The sequence below is a fragment of the Corynebacterium sp. 51B genome, from assembly GCF_008930785.1.
Classification (GTDB): domain Bacteria; phylum Actinomycetota; class Actinomycetes; order Mycobacteriales; family Mycobacteriaceae; genus Corynebacterium; species Corynebacterium megadyptis.
This window is the reverse complement of the sequence record NZ_PQMK01000005.1, coordinates 175,631-191,756: the sequence shown is the minus strand read 5'-3', so window position 1 is coordinate 191,756 and position 16,126 is coordinate 175,631. Positions and strand designations below refer to the sequence as shown.

Below are 16,126 nucleotides of genomic sequence, written 5' to 3'. Positions count from 1 at the left end.
GTGAGGCCCTGTGGCGGCCTGCATTCTCTCTGACGGCCGCCGCTACGGTTACCCTGAGATACTACCCCCGTTGGGGAACAATTGCATAAAGGAGCATTAAACGTGCTGGTGAGAGCCTATTTTAATTTCTGTTTGTCGATAGTTTTTAGCGTCGAATATATACCTCCAGGCGATCGCAGGCAGCCACCACATCGGCAGTATCGCAGGCATAGCTCAGCCGAATCCAGCGATGCCCGTGTACGGTGTCGAAATCCACCCCGGGCGCCACCGCCACCCCCGTGGCGTCGAGCAGCTCATGGGCGAAGCGAAAGGAGTCCTCGGTGATCGAGGAGACATCCACATAGCAGTAGAAGGCGCCATCCGCGGGCGCGATATTCTTCAAGCCCAGCGCGGGCAGCCGCTGCATGAGGATCTCTCGGTTGCGGGCATAGCGCTGCACATGCGCGTCGAGTTCCTCCAGGGCGGCGTCGTCAAAAGCACGCAGGGCGGCCTGCTGCGAGATCGCCGGCGGACAGACCGTGAAATTGGCGTGGAGGCGATCGAGCGCTCCCACCAGCTCCGGCGGCACGATGAGCCACCCGACCCGCCAGCCGGTCATGGAGAAATATTTACTCACGCTGCCCACGATGACCGCCCGTTCAGAAAACTCGGCGGCGCTACGGCACTCGGCACCATAGCTGATGCCGTGGTAGATCTCGTCGGAGATCAGTACCACGCCGTGCTCCTCGCACCACTTCGCGAGACGACGCAGCTCTACCGGATCGATCACCGTGCCGCTGGGATTGGAGGGGGAGGTCACAATCACCGCACGCGGTAGCCGCGGCAGGGCCTGCAGATCCTCGACGCGCAGCTGGAAGGCGTGCTCCGCATCGGTGACGTCGATCTCCACCATGCGTACCCCGAGCGCGGAGAGCACATTCCGATAGGCGGGATAGCCCGGGCGGGCCAGCACCACCTCATCGCTGGGATCGCAGACGGCGAGAAAGAGCGAGGTGAACCCGCCCGAGGAGCCGGTGGTGATGAGAATACGTTCCGGATCCACCGACACCCCATAGCGGCGCTGATAGTAGGCGGCGATGGTCTCTTTGAGCTCGGGCGTGCCGCTGGCCGCCGTGTAGCCGAGGATATCCTGGCGCACCGCCGACTCGGCCTGCTCCAGCACGGGGCTGGGCGCCGGGGTGGAGGGCTGGCCCACGCATAAAAGCAGCGCATCGCCGTGTGTCTGGCGGCGCTGCAGGGCCCGGGCGAGAATATCCATCACGATAAACGGTGCCACCTCGCCGCGCTGAGAAAGATGCATCGGTGCTGCGGTGGGGGAGGAGTCGGTAGAACGCGAAGCTGCTGACATGCCCTTTAGTATGGCCCATGCGCCTCAGCCGGCGCCCGCTGCCGCGCGGAAGCCACTGTGCGGCAGGGAGCGGCCTAGACTAGAACACCATGCCCGAAGGTCATGTGATTCACCGCCTCGCCCGTCAGCTCAACCAGCATTTTGCCGAGCGGAACGTGCACGTTAGCTCGCCGCAGGGGCGCTTTGCCGCCGCCGCGGCGCAGCTCGACGGCCACCGCTTCGACCACGCAGATGCCTGGGGCAAACACCTCTTTATCCACATCGATACCCCGCAGCCGGACTCGATCGTGCATATTCACCTCGGGCTCATCGGTAAGTTCCACTTCGAATTCCCCGAGGCCGACTGGGGCCAGATTCGGCTGCGCATCGCGCACGAGGACATCGCCGCCACGCTCCGCGGCCCCCAGTGGTGCCGACTCATTACCGCCGAGGAGCAGGCCGCGGCGATCGCCCGGCTGGGGGCAGACCCCTTACGCGCGGACTCGGACTGGGAGGAGCTTGCCGGCCGCGTCGCCCGCTCGCGCCGCAGTATCGCCTCGCTCTTGATGGACCAGAAATACTATGCCGGGGTGGGCAATATCTACCGCGCCGAGGTGCTCTTCCGGCAGGGAATCGATCCTTTCACCCCGGGCCGGGAGCTCACGGCGGCGCAGCGGGACGCCATCGCGCAGGACCTCTGCCAGCTCATGCGCGATGGGGAAGAGAAGGGCTGGATCGACACCGTGCTGCCCGCCCACACCCCCGAGGCCATGCGGCGCCCCGCGCGGGAGGATGCGCACGGCGGCGAGGTCTATGTTTACCGTCGCGCCGATCAGGATTGCCTGGTGTGCGGCGGGCCCGTGGCGAGCCGGCCTGTGGAGGGGCGCAACCTATTTTGGTGCCCTTCCTGCCAGAGCTAAGCGGCAGCACAGCGGAGTAATTCTACGCTCCCGTAGGGTAGAGGAGCAATGCAGGTCACCCCATAAAGAGGGGCGAAAAACGGCGGCGGTGTCGGCGCGGCAGATTCCGCTACGCTGGGGGATGACAGGGCTACCTACTCGCGTCACTACTTTCACCGTCGAGCCCCACAGGGAGGGTGTCACATGAAGAAATTGATGAACGATCCCCATGATTACGTCGCCGAGTCCATCGCCGGATTCGCCGCAGCACACTCCGAGCACGTGCAGATGCACACCGAGCCGTTATTTGTGTCCCGCTCCGCCGCCACGCGCAAGGAGGAGGGCAAGGTCGGGTTGATCTCCGGTGGCGGCTCGGGGCATGAGCCGCTCCACGCCGGATTCGTCGGCACCGGCATGCTGGATGCCGCCGTGCCCGGCGCGGTGTTTACCTCGCCCACCCCGGACCCCATCCAGGCCGCCACCGTGGAAGCCAACCGCGGCGCTGGGGTGGTCTACCTCGTGAAGAACTACACCGGCGATGTGCTCAATTTCGATACCGCCGCCGAGCTCGCGGAGCTTGATGATATCGAGGTGCGGCAGGTGCTGATTAATGATGACGTCGCGGTGGAGGATTCGCTCTACACCGCTGGTCGACGCGGTGTGGCCGGCACCCTGCTGGTGGAAAAGATCACCGGCGCCGCCGCTGAGCGCGGCGATAGCTTGGACGAGGTAGTCGCCATTGCGGAAACCTGCGTGGCGCAGGTGCGCTCCATGGGCGTGGCCCTCAGCCCCTGCCACGTCCCGCATGCCGATCAGCCCTCCTTCGAACTCGCCGAGGGCGATGTGGAACTCGGCGTGGGCATTCATGGCGAGCCCGGCCGCCGCACCACCACCTTCGGCAGCGCCGATGAACTCACCGACGCGGTGCTGGATCCGATCCTCGCCGATCTCTCCCTCGCCGCCGGCGAGAAGGTGATTGCTCTCGTCAACGGCATGGGTGGCACGCCGCTCTCGGAGCTGTATATCGTCTACCGCCGTCTCGCAGAAAGACTTACTAAACAGCACGTCACTATTTCCCGCTCGCTCGTGGGGAACTACGTCACCAGCCTCGATATGCAGGGCTTTTCCATTTCGCTCATGCGTGTTGATGACGAGCTGTTGGCGCTCTATGACGCTCCCGCCCACACCCCCGCTTTTACTCACTAAGGAGGCTTGAGAATAATGGCTGAACTCTCTCTCGATTGGGCTCTCGCGTGGATCGACCGCTGCGTGGCCGAGGCCGCCGCCCACCGCGTGGAACTGACCGATCTCGACCGCGCCATCGGTGACGCCGATCATGGCGAGAACCTCGACCGTGGCTTCGGAGCGGTCTCTGCCACCCTGAAGCAATCCACCCCAGACACCCCCGCCGCGGTATTCAAGACGGTGGCCACAACGCTGATCTCGACCGTGGGCGGCGCCTCGGGCCCGCTGCTCGGCACCGCCTTCATGCGCCTGGCCAAGGTGGCACCGGAGCAGATCGACGCCACCGCCGTGGCCGATATGTATGAGGCCGCCGTCTCCGGTATCCAGGCCCGCGGCAAGGCCGAGGAAGGGGAGAAGACGATGGTGGATGCGTGGGCCCCGGCCGCGGCCGCCGCGCGTGCCGCCGCCACTGAGGGCGCCGATGCCGCTGCAGCACTGCAGGCTGCCGCCGACGCGGCCGCTGCGGGCGCAGAGGCCACGATCCCCATGAAGGCCACCAAGGGTCGCGCCTCCTATCTGGGGGAGCGCTCCGAGGGACACAAGGATCCCGGCGCCACCTCCTCGGCCTACTTCCTCGCTGCGGCCGCCGCAGCCGCACAGGAAGGCAAGTAGCTCATGGCCGTCGGTCTCGTCTTTGTCTCACATTCGGCCCAGCTGGCCGAGGGGCTGCGCGAACTGGCGCAGCAAATGGCCTCCGAGGTGGATATCCGCGCCGCGGGCGGCACCGCCGAGGGAGGTATTGGTACCTCCTATGACCGCATCGAGGCGGCCGTCACCCAGCTTCGCGACGCCGACCGCGAGGTGCTGATCCTCACGGATCTCGGCTCGGCCACCATGACCGTGGAGATGCTGCTCGAGTTCCATGAGGATGAGCCCATCTGCTTCGTGGATGCCCCCTTAGTGGAGGGCGGTATCGCGGCCGCCGTGGCCGCCCAACAAGGCGTGGATCTACGCGGGGTGGGGGCAGCGGCCCGCAACGCCATCTATGACTTCCGCACCCCCACGCAGGAGAACGCGGCGGCAGCCGAGCCGGAGGCCGCGGCGGATACCACCGCCGGCTATAGCCGCACGGCCGTCGTGGCAGCCGAGCCGGAGGCCGCGGCGGATACCACCGCCGGCTATAGCCGCACGGCCGTCGTGGCCGACGAGGCTGGGCTGCACGCCCGCCCCGCTGCGCTCATCGCCGAGATGGCCGCCACGGCCGAGGGAGAGGTAGAGATCAACGATGCCGATGCCGCCTCAGCGCTCATGGTGATGGGACTGGGGATAAGGCAGGGAGAGACAGTCACCATCAGTGGCGAGGCCACGGATTCCGCGGTGATTGATCGCATTGCCGAGGCCATCGCCGCGGGCCTCGATTAGGCGCGTAAACCCTGGAATACGTAGCTCAACGCCATATCGGCGGCGTCCTCGGGCTCGCCCTCATAGCAGGCCGCGGTGGTCACGCAGCTGGTGATGATGAGCTCCGCGATCACGCCCGACTCCAGCCCGGAGCTGAGGCGCTGGGCGGCTCGGGCGGCGTCGATATGCGTCATGAGTTCCTGGCGTAGCTGCTGCCGCACCTGCCGCAGGGGAGCACCCAGCTCCTCGGAGCCGGTGGCCGCCACGGCGAGCCGGAGGCTGCCGCGATCCTCGGCGAGGGCCACGGTGAGTTCCCACACCATGTTCTTGAGAATGTCCAGGCCATCATCCTCGCCCTCCTTGGCGAGGGTGATAATGCTGGCGCAGGTGTGCTGGGCGCGCTCGGCCACAGCAGCGATGAGCTCGCCCTTGGATGCCACGTGGTGATACACCGCGGACTTGGTGATATTCAGTGCGTGCGAGATCTGGCTGATGGATGTCTCCGCAATACCGCGTTGGTGAAACTGCTCCTCAGCGGCGCTAATGATATCCGCGCGGCTATTGCCGGGTCGTCCCCTCCGGCGTGGCTTCTCGCTCACCTGCTCCCTCTCTTTTCCTCGGCTCGCGTTCGGACGCGACCTAAAGCTGAGTGCCTAATAGTACAACACTGCGCCTGAGAGCAGCAGCGCCCCAGCTAGCGAGGTTAGTGCGCCCAGCAGCCGAGGCTCGCCACCACCGAATCCGGGCTACCGAGGCGTGATCCGAGCCCGTATAGCAGCATGAGGGTGAGCATAAAGAGCAGGCACACCGCCACAGCGAGGCGCTGCACCACCGGTGGCGAGACGGTGGCCAGCCAGGCCCCTAGGCCAGCGCCTAAGGTGTTATAGAGCAGATCATCGATATCGCTATAGCCTAGGCGGAAGACAAACTGGGCGAGCTCAATGCCCAAGCTCAGCGCGAGACTGAGCAGCGTGGCCGCGCGTAGCGGATGGGGGCGGCCGCGCAGCAGCAGCACCAGCACAAAGCCGAGCGGGGCGAAAAGCGCCACATTGCCCACCACGTTGAGCAGCGAGCCCACGACGGACTGGGCATTCCAGAAATCATCCAGTGGCAAGAGCTCCACACCGCGATGGCGGTGCGCCTCGCGCCGCCACAGGTGGCCGATAACAAAGACGCTTTTCAATAAGGTCGCAGCGATGATGGTGAGCAGCTGGCACACCAACGCAGCCCACACGAGCCCAGGGCGGGGACCACTGGGACGTGCGGGCTGGACGGCCTGGGCCCCCTGAGTGCTCGATTCATAGGCTGTCATGGGAGCCTTCCTGGGTGTCCGCGTCAGAGATACACCCAGAGTAGTTCACAGGCGGGGGTTATTTGACCACGAGGTTGATCATCTTGCCCGGGATCACGATCTGCTTCACCACAGTCTTTCCCTCAAGATGCGCAGCCACCTTCTCATCGGCTGTGGCCAACTCCACCAGCGCCTCGCGATCGGCGTCCACCGGGGCCTGGATACGGCCGCGAACCTTGCCATTGACCTGCACCGGCAGCTCCACGGTATCGTCCTGCAACCAGGCCTCATCCCAAATGGGGAAGGGCTCATAGGTGATGCTCTCCTCGTGGCCCAGGATGCTCCACAGCTCCTCTGCGATATGCGGGGCGATCGGGGCGAGCATCGATACCGCCGGCTCCACGGCCGCCCGCGGGGTGGCGGTGGAGGAATAGTGCTTGGTCAGGAAGTTCACATACTCGATGAGCTTCGCCACCACGGTGTTCATGCGCAGATTCTCATAGTCCTCACGCACACCCGCCACCGTGCGGTGCAGGGCCTTGAGGGTGGCGTCGTCAAGCTCCCGCTCGGAGACGCTGCACTCACCCGTGGATTCCTCCACCACCAGCCGCCATAGGCGCTGCAGGAAGCGGTGGGCGCCCACCACATCCTTCGTGGCCCAGGGGCGGGACGTATCCAGCGGGCCCATGGACATCTCGTAGACGCGCAGGGTATCGGCACCGTACTCATCGCACATATCGTCCGGGGAGACGGAGTTCTTCAGGGACTTGCCCATCTTGCCGTACTCCTGGGTCACCTTCTCGCCCTGGTAGAAGAACTCGCCATCCTTCTCCTCCACCTCGGCGGCGGGCACGTACACGCCACGGGAATCGGTGTAGGCATAGGCCTGAATATAGCCCTGGTTATAGAGGCGGTGATAGGGCTCGCAGGAGCTCACATAGCCGAGATCGAAGAGCACCTTGTGCCAGAAGCGGGAATACAGCAGGTGCAGCACGGCGTGCTCGACGCCGCCCACATAGAGATCCACGCCGCCGCCCGGGGCGCCCTCGCGGGGGCCCGTCCAGTAGCGCTCGTTCTCAATATTGCAGAACTGCTCCTCGTTCTTCGGATCGATATAGCGCAGCTGGTACCAGGAAGAACCAGCCCACTGGGGCATCACATTGGTATCGCGGGTGTAGCTCTGCAGACCATCGCCCAGATCCAACTCCACATTCACCCAGTCGGTGGCCTTGGCCAGCGGCGGGTGCGGGGAGGAATCGGCGTCGTCCGGATCAAAGGACACCGGCTTATAGTCCTCCACCTCCGGCAGCTCGATGGGCAGCATCTCCTCCGGCAGGGCGTGGGCCACACCCTTGTCGTCATAGACGATGGGGAAAGGCTCGCCCCAGTAGCGCTGGCGGGCAAAGAGCCAGTCGCGCAGCTTGTACTGGATCTTCTCGCGGCCATAGCCATTCTGCTCCAGCCAGACGATCGTGGTGGCCACGGCCTCTTCCTTGCCCAGACCGTTGATGTCCAGGCCTTCCTCATTGGCGGAATTCACCGCAATGCCCGGCTCGGTGAAGGCAGCAGTGGAGATATCGCCACCGGCCACCACCTCCCGAATGGGCAGACCGAAGGCCTGGGCGAATTCATAGTCGCGGTCATCGTGCGCCGGAACGGACATGATGGCCCCGGTGCCATAGCCGGTGAGCACATAATCACCAATAAACACCGGAATCTCTTCACCGGAGACCGGGTTCACGGCCTGCACGCCGAGGTACACACCGGTTTTTTCCTTATTCTCCTGGCGCTCCAGATCCGACTTGGCGGCAATCGAGGAGCGATAGGCGGCCACAGCCTCGGCCGGGCTGGCGGCACCAAAGGTCCAGCGCTCGTCCACGCCCTCATAGCTTGCGGGCGCATGGGCGAGCAGTTCATCCACCAGCTCGTGCTCGGGGGCGAGCACCATATAGCTCGCGCCGAAGAGGGTATCCGGGCGGGTAGTAAAGACAGTGATCGTGTGGCCGGCGGCCTGGAAGTCCACCTCGGCACCGCGGGAGCGGCCGATCCAGTTGCGCTGCATGGACTTCACCTTCTCCGGCCAATCCAGCAGATCCAGATCATCGATCAGACGATCCGAATAGGCAGTAATGCGCATCATCCACTGCTGCAGATTCTTCCGGAACACCGGGAAGTTACCGCGCTCCGAGCGGCCCTCGGCGGTGACCTCCTCATTGGCCAGCACCGTGCCCAAACCGGGGCACCAATTTACCGTGGAGTTCGAGCGATAGACCAAACGGAACTCGTCGATCACCTCGGCCCGCTCGACGTCATTCAGCTCCGCAAAGGGGCGGCCATAGCGCTCGGGGGTGGCGATCTCGCCGGACTCGAGCAATGGAATCAGCTCGTCGATGCGGCGCGCCTTATTGCTCCGCTCATCGAACCAGGAATCGTAGATCGTGAGGAAGATCCACTGGGTCCAGCGATAGAAGTCCGTGTCCGTGGTAGCGAAGCTTCGGCGCGTATCGTGTCCCAGGCCGAGACGGCCGATCTGGCGGGACATGTTCTTAATATTGGCCTCGGTGGTCGTGCGCGGGTGCGTACCGGTTTGCACCGCGTACTGCTCGGCCGGCAGGCCGAAGGCATCATAGCCAAAGGCGTGCAGCACGTTCTTGCCCAGCTTGCGATGAAAACGAGCAAATGCATCGGTGGCGATATAGCCCAGCGGGTGACCCACATGCACGCCCACGCCCGAGGGGTAGGGGAACATGTCCTGCACGAAGAGCTTATCCTCCGGAAGGCTCTGGCTACCCTCCTCGGCCAACTCGCCTACGGGGTTGGGCGCATTGAAGGTGCCGTGATCGGCCCAGTACTTCTGCCACTTGCTTTCAATGTCGGCCGCAAGGCCGGCACGGTATCGATATGCGGGTACATCGCTCGGGTTAGTCATGCGTCATAGTGTAGCCGGTGCGTCTCGCCGCTTTCGCACAACCATCCACGCCGGGCGCGCCTGTGGGGATAGGGAGAGGGCGATGAATGTTTCACGTGAAACATTGCACTCGGGATTGCCGCGCGTTTATTTACTGACCGCCCATACACTAAACCGCCCAGACCCTATCCGAATGGACGGTCTGGGCGGCAGGAGAGTGTGCTATTAGGCGTCCTCTAGTTCAGTTTTCTTCTCTGCGCCACGACCGCCGGAGAGCTTATTGACGATCATGGCGATGGCACCATCGCCGGTGACATTACATGCAGTACCGAAGGAATCGATGGCGATATAGGCGGCGATCATCAGCGCCACCTGATCATCGGTAAAGCCGAGCATGGAGCTCAGCAGGGTGGAGGCCGCCATGATAGCGCCACCCGGCACGCCTGGCGCGGCGATCATGGTGATACCCAGCATGAGTACGAAGCCGAAAGCGAGTGCGGGGCTGACCGGAGTGCCCGCCATGAACATGATGGCGAAGGCGAAGAGCGAGATCTTCATCATCGAGCCCGAAAGGTGAATGGTGGCGCAGAGCGGCACCACGAAGCCAGCCACATTGGCGGAGACACCATTCTTCTGCGCGCAGGAGTAGGTGACGGGGATGGTGGCAGCCGAGGAGGAGGTGCCCAGCGCGGTGAAGTACGCAGGCAGCATCGTCTTCCACGCGCGCAGCGGGTTGCGGCCAGCGATAGCGCCCGCGATGAGGAATTGCACCAGCAACAACACCAAAGTAGCCACGATCGCCAGGATGAGCACGACGGCGAACATCGTCATGGTCTTTTGCATATTGCCGTTCTTGCCCATGGAGAGGAACATGCCGAAGATGAAGATGGGCAGCAGCGGGATCACGAACTTACGAATGGTGAGCTGCACAATCTCTTCCACCTCCTTCGCCAGTGTATAGGCGGTATCGGCCTTGACCACCGTCATGCCAATGCCAAAGATGAAGGCCAAGAGAAGCGCCGTCATGATATTCATCAACGGCGGCATTTCCACCTCGAAGTAGGGGGCAAGGGCGCCGGCGTCAATGTCCACGGCATCGCCCAGCGCCTCAGAGGAGAGCAGTGAGGGATAGAGCCCGCGGCTCAGTCCATAGGCGGCGAACCCGGAGAGCACCGTCGATGCATAGGCGATGGCGGTGGTCACGAGGAGCCACTTACCCGCGCCACGTCCGATGCCCGCGATGGCGGGGGCGATGAGCGCGAAGATGAGGATGGGGATGAAGAAGCCGAGGAAGTTTCCGAAGAGCCCGTTGAAGGTGACGAAGATGCGTGCCAGCCAATCGGGGAGCACGAGGCTCAGAGCGCTACCGAGGACGATCGCGACGATGATCCACATCAGCAGCGAGCCGAGGAAGCCTCCTTTCTTTTTCTCCGGGGCGGCCATCGTGGCCTGTCCAGTGTTCATGAGAATCCACTTTCGTTTTCGTAACGTGACGTTATTTCACTATCCTTGCGCACCGACAAAAGCCGTTGTGGCGGTTTCTCCGCATCTGAGCTATTCCCGCTGGTCAGAGCGGTGTGATTCGTCACTCGAGGCCAGCACGCCACGGCAGCACGGCGAATAGTCCAGATGCCCAGACACCACGAGTTCACACAACGGTGACGCCTGTGCGTAGGCCTCAATCTACCGCACCAGCGGCGTCCTACCACCCTTGCTCCCCGATCTGCGGCTGAGAGATAGCTGACAACCGCCCGCGAGGGGAGGGGGTGCTCCACCCTGGCGGAGGATGCTTGCCGCCGAGCTTTTCGCGCGCCCGCCACCCATGGCTTAGAGTGTCATTCATGGCTGTCCTCGGCATCATTTTGCTTATTCTCACCCTTGCCCTTCTCGTCCTCGGCGCCCTGGCATGGACACAGCACCTGCCCGGCAATGGCGTCATCGGCATCCGCGTACCCGAGGTCCGCACCTCGCGGGAGATGTGGAACGCCGCCCACAAGGTAGCCGGCCCCGTGTGGTTGGTCGCGGGCCTCGCCATGGGCATTGGCGCCCTGCTGGCCTTTTCCGCCCAGGGCTGGATGTGGCTGCTTGTTCTCGCCGCCGTCGTGGCCAGTGTCGCACTGCTGGGCATTGGCGCCGCCCTCGGCGCCAAAACAGTGGCCATTATCGACGCCAACCGCAAGATTTCCGACGCCGCTGCCGCCCAGGGAGACGGCTCGGGGCCTGAGGCTCCGCAGCCCGAGGTGGACGTCGATAAGCTGCGTTCGGCCCTGCGCCGCTCGCAGAATCAGAACGAGACATAAAGGTCGGCACCTATAGTTCATTCATTGGTGTACTATCGGGGGCATGAGCTTCCAAGAAACACATAACGACGCGCTCAAGCGCATCGGCACAGCGCTCGCCAGCGATACTCGGCGAGCGCTTCTTCTTGCCATGATGGATGGCGTCCTCTATCCCGCAGAGCTCGCCGAGCGGCTGGGAACGGGACGATCCAATGTCTCTAATCACCTCAACTGCCTCAGCGATTGTGGGGTCATTCGCGCCCAGCACGAAGGCCGCAAGGTGCGTTATGAGATCAGCAGCCCGCAATTGCAGCATGCACTCCTCGAACTCTCGCAGGTGGTACTCACCGTGCAGGAGAGCGAGAGCTGCCTCGTAGAGACGGAGGCTGGCCATGAGTAGCGCATGTTGCTCCTGCGAATCCGGCGAGGTGCGGGAGAACACCGAGGGCCCGTGGTACCGCGATCGCCAGATTCAATTAGCCCTAGGCTCGGGACTCGCCATGATCCTGGGCTTCCTCGTGCACCCTTGGTTCTACTATCTCGGCATCGCCTTGGGTGGAGCCACCTTCGTGCCCGGGGCGCTCACAACCTTCGTTAAGAACCGTGGCCGGGCCCGCTTGGGCGTCGCGCTGTTGATGACGATCTCCGCCATCGGCGCGATTCTCCTCGGCTTCCCCGGAGAAGCGGCCACCCTCGCCTTCCTCTATTCCCTGGTTGAGGCCATCGAGGATCGCTCCTTGGATAAAGCGCGGGATGATCTGGAATCGATAGATAAACTCCTGCCCGAGACTGTGGAGACCCTCGAACGCGGGCGTGTGCCCGTCCGCGAGCTCGGTGTGGGCGAAATGTTTCACGTGAAACCTGGGCAGCGCGTGCCCACCGATGGTGTGGTCCACACCGGCCGCTCGCACATGGATGTCTCCGCCATTACCGGCGAGCCCATGCCCGTGATGGCTGGGGTAGGGGAGGAGGTCATTGCCGGCTCGATCGCCCTCGATGGCTCCCTCGAAGTGGAGGCGACCTCTCCCGGCGCGAAGAATACGCTCTCCAGCATCGTGGAGCTGACCACCACCGCCCAGGACCGCAAGGGCGCGGCGGGGCGGCTTGCTGACCGAATCGCGGGCGTGCTCGTGCCGGGAGTGCTGCTGCTGGCGCTCGCCACGGGCGTTATTGGCAGCATCTTCGGCGACCCTGGGCTTTGGATCCCGCGCGCCTTGACGGTGCTCGTGGCGGCCTCGCCCTGCGCCCTCGCGATCTGCGTACCTATCACTATTCTGGCCGCGCTGGGCCGGGCGAGCCGCATGGGCTGCGCGGTGCGGGATGCCGCCACCGTCGAACGTTTCCACGGCATCACCACCGTCGCCTTCGATAAGACCGGAACTCTCACCCAGGGCCGTCCCCAGGTGGTGCATATCGCCGCTGCCCCCGGTGCGGACTCCGAGCAGGTACTCGCCATCGCCGCGGCGATTGAGCACCACAGCGAGCACCCCTTGGCCCGAGCCATCGTGCAGGCGGCCGCGCAGCAGGGGATCAGCCCCGCTACGGCCACGGATGTGCGCGAGACCCCCGGCGAGGGCCTGCGCGGCATCGTCGAAGGCACGGAGATCTCCGTGGGCCGCGCCCGCGCTGTCGCCGCCACGGTCAGCGGCGCCAGCGTGGTGGAGGTGCGCCGCGAGGGAGAGCCCCTCGGCATTATCGAGCTCGCCGATTCCCTGCGGGAGGAGGCGCCGGAGGCAGTCCGCGCCCTCGAGGCCCAGGGGCTGCGCACGGTGATGCTCAGTGGCGACCGCCAGGAGGCGGCCGAGGCCATTGCCCATTCGGCGGGTATCGCCGATGTGCGGGGCGATCTCAGTCCCTCCGATAAGCATGCCGCGGTAGATTCCCGGCACTGGATGATGGTGGGCGATGGCATCAATGATGCACCCGCTCTGGCGGCCGCCCGCATTGGCATCGCCATGGGGGCCACGGGCACCGATATTGCCCGCCGGAGCGCCGATATCACCTTCGTCGGCCATAGTCTCACGTTGCTTCCCCCGGCGCTGCGGCACCTCGCCCGCGCGCACCGCATCATGATCGCGAACCTGGCCTTGGCACTGGCTATTGTGGTGGCGTTGCCGCCACTGGCAATCACTGGCGTTCTGGGTCTGGCGGAGGTAGTGACCATCCACGAGGCGGCCGAGGTACTCATTATTCTCAATGGTGTACGCGCCGGCCTCCTGCCGCGATCGGAACGCTCCTAGCGGCTCTACCCCCATCTAGCACCCATCTTCCTAGCGGCAGAGAGACTACTGCTAAAATAGCTGCCATGTTGTTGCACGAATTCACTTCCAGCACCCACTCGTGGTGGTGGCGCGCCAGCTAGGGCGAGCCACGAATTCGGCATTTCAACGTCTTTTCACTAGGCTCGCTCGCTCCCCGGCGCGGCGAGCCTTTTTTGTTGCCTGAGAGGGCGCGGGCTCGACGCAATGGGGGAGGTGGCCCCACCGATCAACCTAGGCTTCAGAAGAAAAGAGCACGATGACACTCACCACCCCGCCGCACTATGAGCCCGCAGTGCTGCGCCGCCCAGTGCGTTATCACCGCGATGCCTCCGAGGTATATCGCGCCCTCTGTCTTGACGGCACGGACGCCCCGGCAGATTCGGTTCTGCTGGAATCGGTCGATATTGAGTCCAAGCGCGGCGTGAAATCTCTCGCGATACTCAGCGCCTCGCTGCGGCTGACCTGTACCGGCCATGATGTCCAGTTGGATATCCTCAGCGCCTCTGGCGAGCCGCTGGCAGAGCGGCTGGCGTCTCGTCTGGCCGAGTACCGGCTCCCAGGGGATCGTCTCCGCTTCCATTTCCCGCCCTCGACGGCCATGGACGAGAAGGAGCGTCTCCTCGCTCCGAGCACGGTGCTGCCCCTGCGGCTGCTGCAGCAGGAGTCCGGCTTCCACGATGGCCTCTTGCCCTTCTTGGCGGGCGGCTTCGCCTTCGACTACCTCGCCACCTTCGAGGAGCTTCCCGAGGTGGAGGAGGGGCCCAATACCTACCCGGACTATCAGTTCATCCTCGCCGAGACGTTGCTGGATATCGACCACCGCTCCGAGGAAGCCTCGCTCGCACGGGTGAGTACCCTCGCCTCCTCCCGCGAGGCAGACGCCGCGGAGCTCGAGCGCATTTCGGCGCTTATCGACGCCCACTCCGCGCCCTCCAACCCCGCCGCCGATGCGGCGGACGCGGGGGATGTTTCACGTGAAACATTGCACGCGGAGATCAACCTCAACGATGAGCAATTCCGCGATGTCGTGCGCACGCTCAAGGGCAATATCTATGAAGGCGATATCTACCAGGTGGTGCCCGCCCGCACCTTCAGCGTGGAGTGCCCCGATGCCTTCGCCGCCTATCGTCAGCTCCGAGTGTCCAATCCCAGCCCCTATATGTTCTATATCCACGGCGCGGCGGCAGCGAGCGCGGGCGATGAGGCAGGGGAGAGCGCCTATGAGCTCTTCGGCGCCTCGCCGGAGTCCAACCTCAAGTACACCGCCGAGAGCCGGACGCTGCAGATCTATCCTGCCGCGGGCACGCAGCCGCGCGGGCTCAATCCCGATGGCAGCCTGAATCGGGAGCTCGATACCCGCAATGAGCTTCTGCTGCGCACCGATGACAAGGAAACGGCCGAGCATGCGATGCTCGTGGATCTCGCGCGCAATGATCTTGCCCGCGTGGCGGTACCGGGCACCCGCGCGGTGGATCGCCTCATGCAGGTCGACCGCTACTCCCGGGTGATGCACTTGGTCAGTATCGTCAGCGCCACCTTGGCCGAGGACTTCGATCCGCTGGACGCCTACCGCGCCTGCATGAATATGGGCACGCTCACCGGCGCTCCAAAGATTAAGGCGGTGGAGCTCTTGCGGAAGGCTGAGGGGATCCGTCGCGGCAGCTATGGCGGCGCCGTGGGCTATCTGGCGGGCAATGGCGATATGGATAATTGCATCGTCATCCGTTCCGCCTTCGTCCGCCACGGCCGCGCCCATGTGCAGGCCGGTGCCGGCGTCGTCCGCGACTCGGTGCCGCAATCCGAAGCCGATGAAACCGTACACAAAGCCTATGCGGTGCTGGACGCCATCGCGGCTGCCGCAGCGCAGGAATTGAAGGTGGAACGAGCATGAGCCACATTGTTGTGATCGATAATTTCGACTCTTTCGTCTACAACCTGGTGGACGCCATTGCCGCCACCGAGCACCGCATCACGGTGGTGCGCAATACCACCCCCGTCGCCGAGGTTCAGGCTCTCCAGCCGGATCTGCTCGTACTCTCGCCCGGTCCCAGCTATCCAGCCGAGGCAGGCACCATGATGCAGCTCATCGCCGCCGAACTGGGCTCCACGCCGATGCTCGGAATCTGCCTCGGCTTCCAAGCGCTCATCGAGCACTGTGGGGGAGTGGTGGCCCCCTGCGGGCCCGTGCACGGCCGTATGAGCGACATGGTGCTCAGCGAGGCGGGGGCGCGCTCCGCGCTCTTCACCGGCTTGAGCGTGGACCCGCATCCGGACCGCAGCACCGGCGCCGGCGACCACGTGCCGGTCGCGCGTTATCACTCGCTCGGCTGCGTCGATGTTCCCGAGCGCATCGAGAGCCTCGGCACCTGCCCCTCGGACAGCAGTGACGTCATCATGGCGGGCATTATCCGTGGCGCGGAGGATCGTACCGACGCCATCGGGCTGCAATTCCACCCCGAGTCCATTCTCAGTCCCTCTGGGCCGCACATCATCCACCGCGCCATCGACATCTTGCTCCCATAATGGAGGGCAGTACCCCTGCCCATCCTCCCCGCATTGTTTCACGTGAAACGAA

At 64.3% G+C, this 16,126-nt stretch carries 14 protein-coding genes; 9 read left to right on the top strand and 5 right to left on the bottom strand.

Going from position 1 to position 16,126, the window contains the following annotated elements; translation table 11 throughout:
- Nucleotides 1–145 precede the first annotated feature (145 nt).
- Complete coding sequence (locus tag GBB14_RS07605; protein WP_370451581.1) at nucleotides 146–1,348, bottom strand: pyridoxal phosphate-dependent aminotransferase; 1,203 nt, start codon at nucleotides 1,346–1,348, stop codon at nucleotides 146–148.
- An 89-nt stretch (nucleotides 1,349–1,437) separates the two neighbouring features.
- Here GBB14_RS07605 and GBB14_RS07600 point away from each other — a divergent pair, with 89 nt between their 5' ends.
- The 4 genes from GBB14_RS07600 to dhaM all read left to right on the top strand — a co-directional run bounded on the left by GBB14_RS07600 (nucleotide 1,438) and on the right by dhaM (nucleotide 4,833).
- Nucleotides 1,438–2,247 (top strand): Fpg/Nei family DNA glycosylase, encoded by an 810-nt coding sequence (locus GBB14_RS07600; protein WP_151529708.1) that lies wholly within the window; start codon nucleotides 1,438–1,440, stop codon nucleotides 2,245–2,247.
- A gap of 183 nt (nucleotides 2,248–2,430) precedes the next feature.
- Nucleotides 2,431–3,432: a dihydroxyacetone kinase subunit DhaK gene (gene dhaK, locus GBB14_RS07595; protein ID WP_151529707.1), complete on the top strand. Its 1,002-nt coding sequence runs from the start codon at nucleotides 2,431–2,433 to the stop codon at nucleotides 3,430–3,432.
- 15 nt (nucleotides 3,433–3,447) lie between these two features.
- On the top strand, nucleotides 3,448–4,083 hold the full coding sequence (gene dhaL, locus GBB14_RS07590) for a dihydroxyacetone kinase subunit DhaL (RefSeq protein ID WP_151529706.1): 636 nt from the start codon (nucleotides 3,448–3,450) through the stop codon (nucleotides 4,081–4,083).
- Nucleotides 4,084–4,086: 3 nt separating this feature from the next.
- On the top strand, nucleotides 4,087–4,833 hold the full coding sequence (dhaM, locus tag GBB14_RS07585) for a dihydroxyacetone kinase phosphoryl donor subunit DhaM (protein ID WP_151529705.1): 747 nt from the start codon (nucleotides 4,087–4,089) through the stop codon (nucleotides 4,831–4,833).
- On the opposite strand, the gene GBB14_RS07580 is transcribed toward dhaM, so the two are convergent.
- The 4 genes from GBB14_RS07580 to GBB14_RS07565 form a co-directional block, all read right to left on the bottom strand.
- Entirely contained in the window at nucleotides 4,830–5,411 is a 582-nt protein-coding gene (locus GBB14_RS07580; protein WP_151529704.1) for a TetR/AcrR family transcriptional regulator, read from the bottom strand. The genes dhaM and GBB14_RS07580 overlap by 4 nt on opposite strands.
- Before the next feature lie 104 nt (nucleotides 5,412–5,515).
- The gene (locus GBB14_RS07575) at nucleotides 5,516–6,124 is read right to left on the bottom strand and encodes a VanZ family protein (protein WP_151529703.1); all 609 of its coding nucleotides are present in this window, start codon (nucleotides 6,122–6,124) and stop codon (nucleotides 5,516–5,518) included.
- A 58-nt stretch (nucleotides 6,125–6,182) separates the two neighbouring features.
- On the bottom strand, nucleotides 6,183–9,032 hold the full coding sequence (leuS, locus tag GBB14_RS07570; RefSeq protein ID WP_151529702.1) for a leucine--tRNA ligase: 2,850 nt from the start codon (nucleotides 9,030–9,032) through the stop codon (nucleotides 6,183–6,185).
- Between the two features lie 204 nt (nucleotides 9,033–9,236).
- Nucleotides 9,237–10,475: a dicarboxylate/amino acid:cation symporter gene (locus tag GBB14_RS07565; protein WP_151529701.1), complete on the bottom strand. Its 1,239-nt coding sequence runs from the start codon at nucleotides 10,473–10,475 to the stop codon at nucleotides 9,237–9,239.
- A 377-nt stretch (nucleotides 10,476–10,852) separates the two neighbouring features.
- On the opposite strand from GBB14_RS07565, the gene GBB14_RS07560 reads away from it, so the two are divergent.
- From GBB14_RS07560 to GBB14_RS07540, 5 genes are all read left to right on the top strand, one after another.
- On the top strand, nucleotides 10,853–11,311 hold the full coding sequence (locus tag GBB14_RS07560; protein WP_151529700.1) for an SdpI family protein: 459 nt from the start codon (nucleotides 10,853–10,855) through the stop codon (nucleotides 11,309–11,311).
- 43 nt (nucleotides 11,312–11,354) lie between these two features.
- Nucleotides 11,355–11,690 (top strand): helix-turn-helix transcriptional regulator, encoded by a 336-nt coding sequence (locus tag GBB14_RS07555; RefSeq protein WP_151529699.1) that lies wholly within the window; start codon nucleotides 11,355–11,357, stop codon nucleotides 11,688–11,690.
- The gene (locus tag GBB14_RS07550; protein WP_151529698.1) at nucleotides 11,683–13,530 is read left to right on the top strand and encodes a cation-translocating P-type ATPase; all 1,848 of its coding nucleotides are present in this window, start codon (nucleotides 11,683–11,685) and stop codon (nucleotides 13,528–13,530) included. The genes GBB14_RS07555 and GBB14_RS07550 overlap by 8 nt, the downstream gene beginning before the upstream one ends.
- 277 nt (nucleotides 13,531–13,807) lie before the next feature.
- Nucleotides 13,808–15,442 (top strand): anthranilate synthase component 1, encoded by a 1,635-nt coding sequence (locus GBB14_RS07545; protein ID WP_151529697.1) that lies wholly within the window; start codon nucleotides 13,808–13,810, stop codon nucleotides 15,440–15,442.
- The gene (locus GBB14_RS07540) at nucleotides 15,439–16,074 is read left to right on the top strand and encodes a gamma-glutamyl-gamma-aminobutyrate hydrolase family protein (protein ID WP_151529696.1); all 636 of its coding nucleotides are present in this window, start codon (nucleotides 15,439–15,441) and stop codon (nucleotides 16,072–16,074) included. The genes GBB14_RS07545 and GBB14_RS07540 overlap by 4 nt, the downstream gene beginning before the upstream one ends.
- Nucleotides 16,075–16,126: the final 52 nt, after the last annotated feature.

Excerpts from the sequence above, each read along its gene's own strand:
- GBB14_RS07605 (WP_370451581.1), bottom strand. The coding sequence starts at position 1,348 with ATGTCAGCAGCTTCGCGTTCTACCGACTCCTCCCCCACCGCAGCACCG.
- GBB14_RS07600 (WP_151529708.1), top strand. The coding sequence starts at position 1,438 with ATGCCCGAAGGTCATGTGATTCACCGCCTCGCCCGTCAGCTCAACCAG.
- dhaK (WP_151529707.1), top strand. The coding sequence starts at position 2,431 with ATGAAGAAATTGATGAACGATCCCCATGATTACGTCGCCGAGTCCATC.
- dhaL (WP_151529706.1), top strand. The coding sequence starts at position 3,448 with ATGGCTGAACTCTCTCTCGATTGGGCTCTCGCGTGGATCGACCGCTGC.
- dhaM (WP_151529705.1), top strand. The coding sequence starts at position 4,087 with ATGGCCGTCGGTCTCGTCTTTGTCTCACATTCGGCCCAGCTGGCCGAG.
- GBB14_RS07575 (WP_151529703.1), bottom strand. The coding sequence starts at position 6,124 with ATGACAGCCTATGAATCGAGCACTCAGGGGGCCCAGGCCGTCCAGCCC.
- leuS (WP_151529702.1), bottom strand. The coding sequence starts at position 9,032 with ATGACTAACCCGAGCGATGTACCCGCATATCGATACCGTGCCGGCCTT.
- GBB14_RS07565 (WP_151529701.1), bottom strand. The coding sequence starts at position 10,475 with ATGAACACTGGACAGGCCACGATGGCCGCCCCGGAGAAAAAGAAAGGA.
- GBB14_RS07560 (WP_151529700.1), top strand. The coding sequence starts at position 10,853 with ATGGCTGTCCTCGGCATCATTTTGCTTATTCTCACCCTTGCCCTTCTC.
- GBB14_RS07555 (WP_151529699.1), top strand. The coding sequence starts at position 11,355 with ATGAGCTTCCAAGAAACACATAACGACGCGCTCAAGCGCATCGGCACA.
- GBB14_RS07550 (WP_151529698.1), top strand. The coding sequence starts at position 11,683 with ATGAGTAGCGCATGTTGCTCCTGCGAATCCGGCGAGGTGCGGGAGAAC.
- GBB14_RS07545 (WP_151529697.1), top strand. The coding sequence starts at position 13,808 with ATGACACTCACCACCCCGCCGCACTATGAGCCCGCAGTGCTGCGCCGC.
- GBB14_RS07540 (WP_151529696.1), top strand. The coding sequence starts at position 15,439 with ATGAGCCACATTGTTGTGATCGATAATTTCGACTCTTTCGTCTACAAC.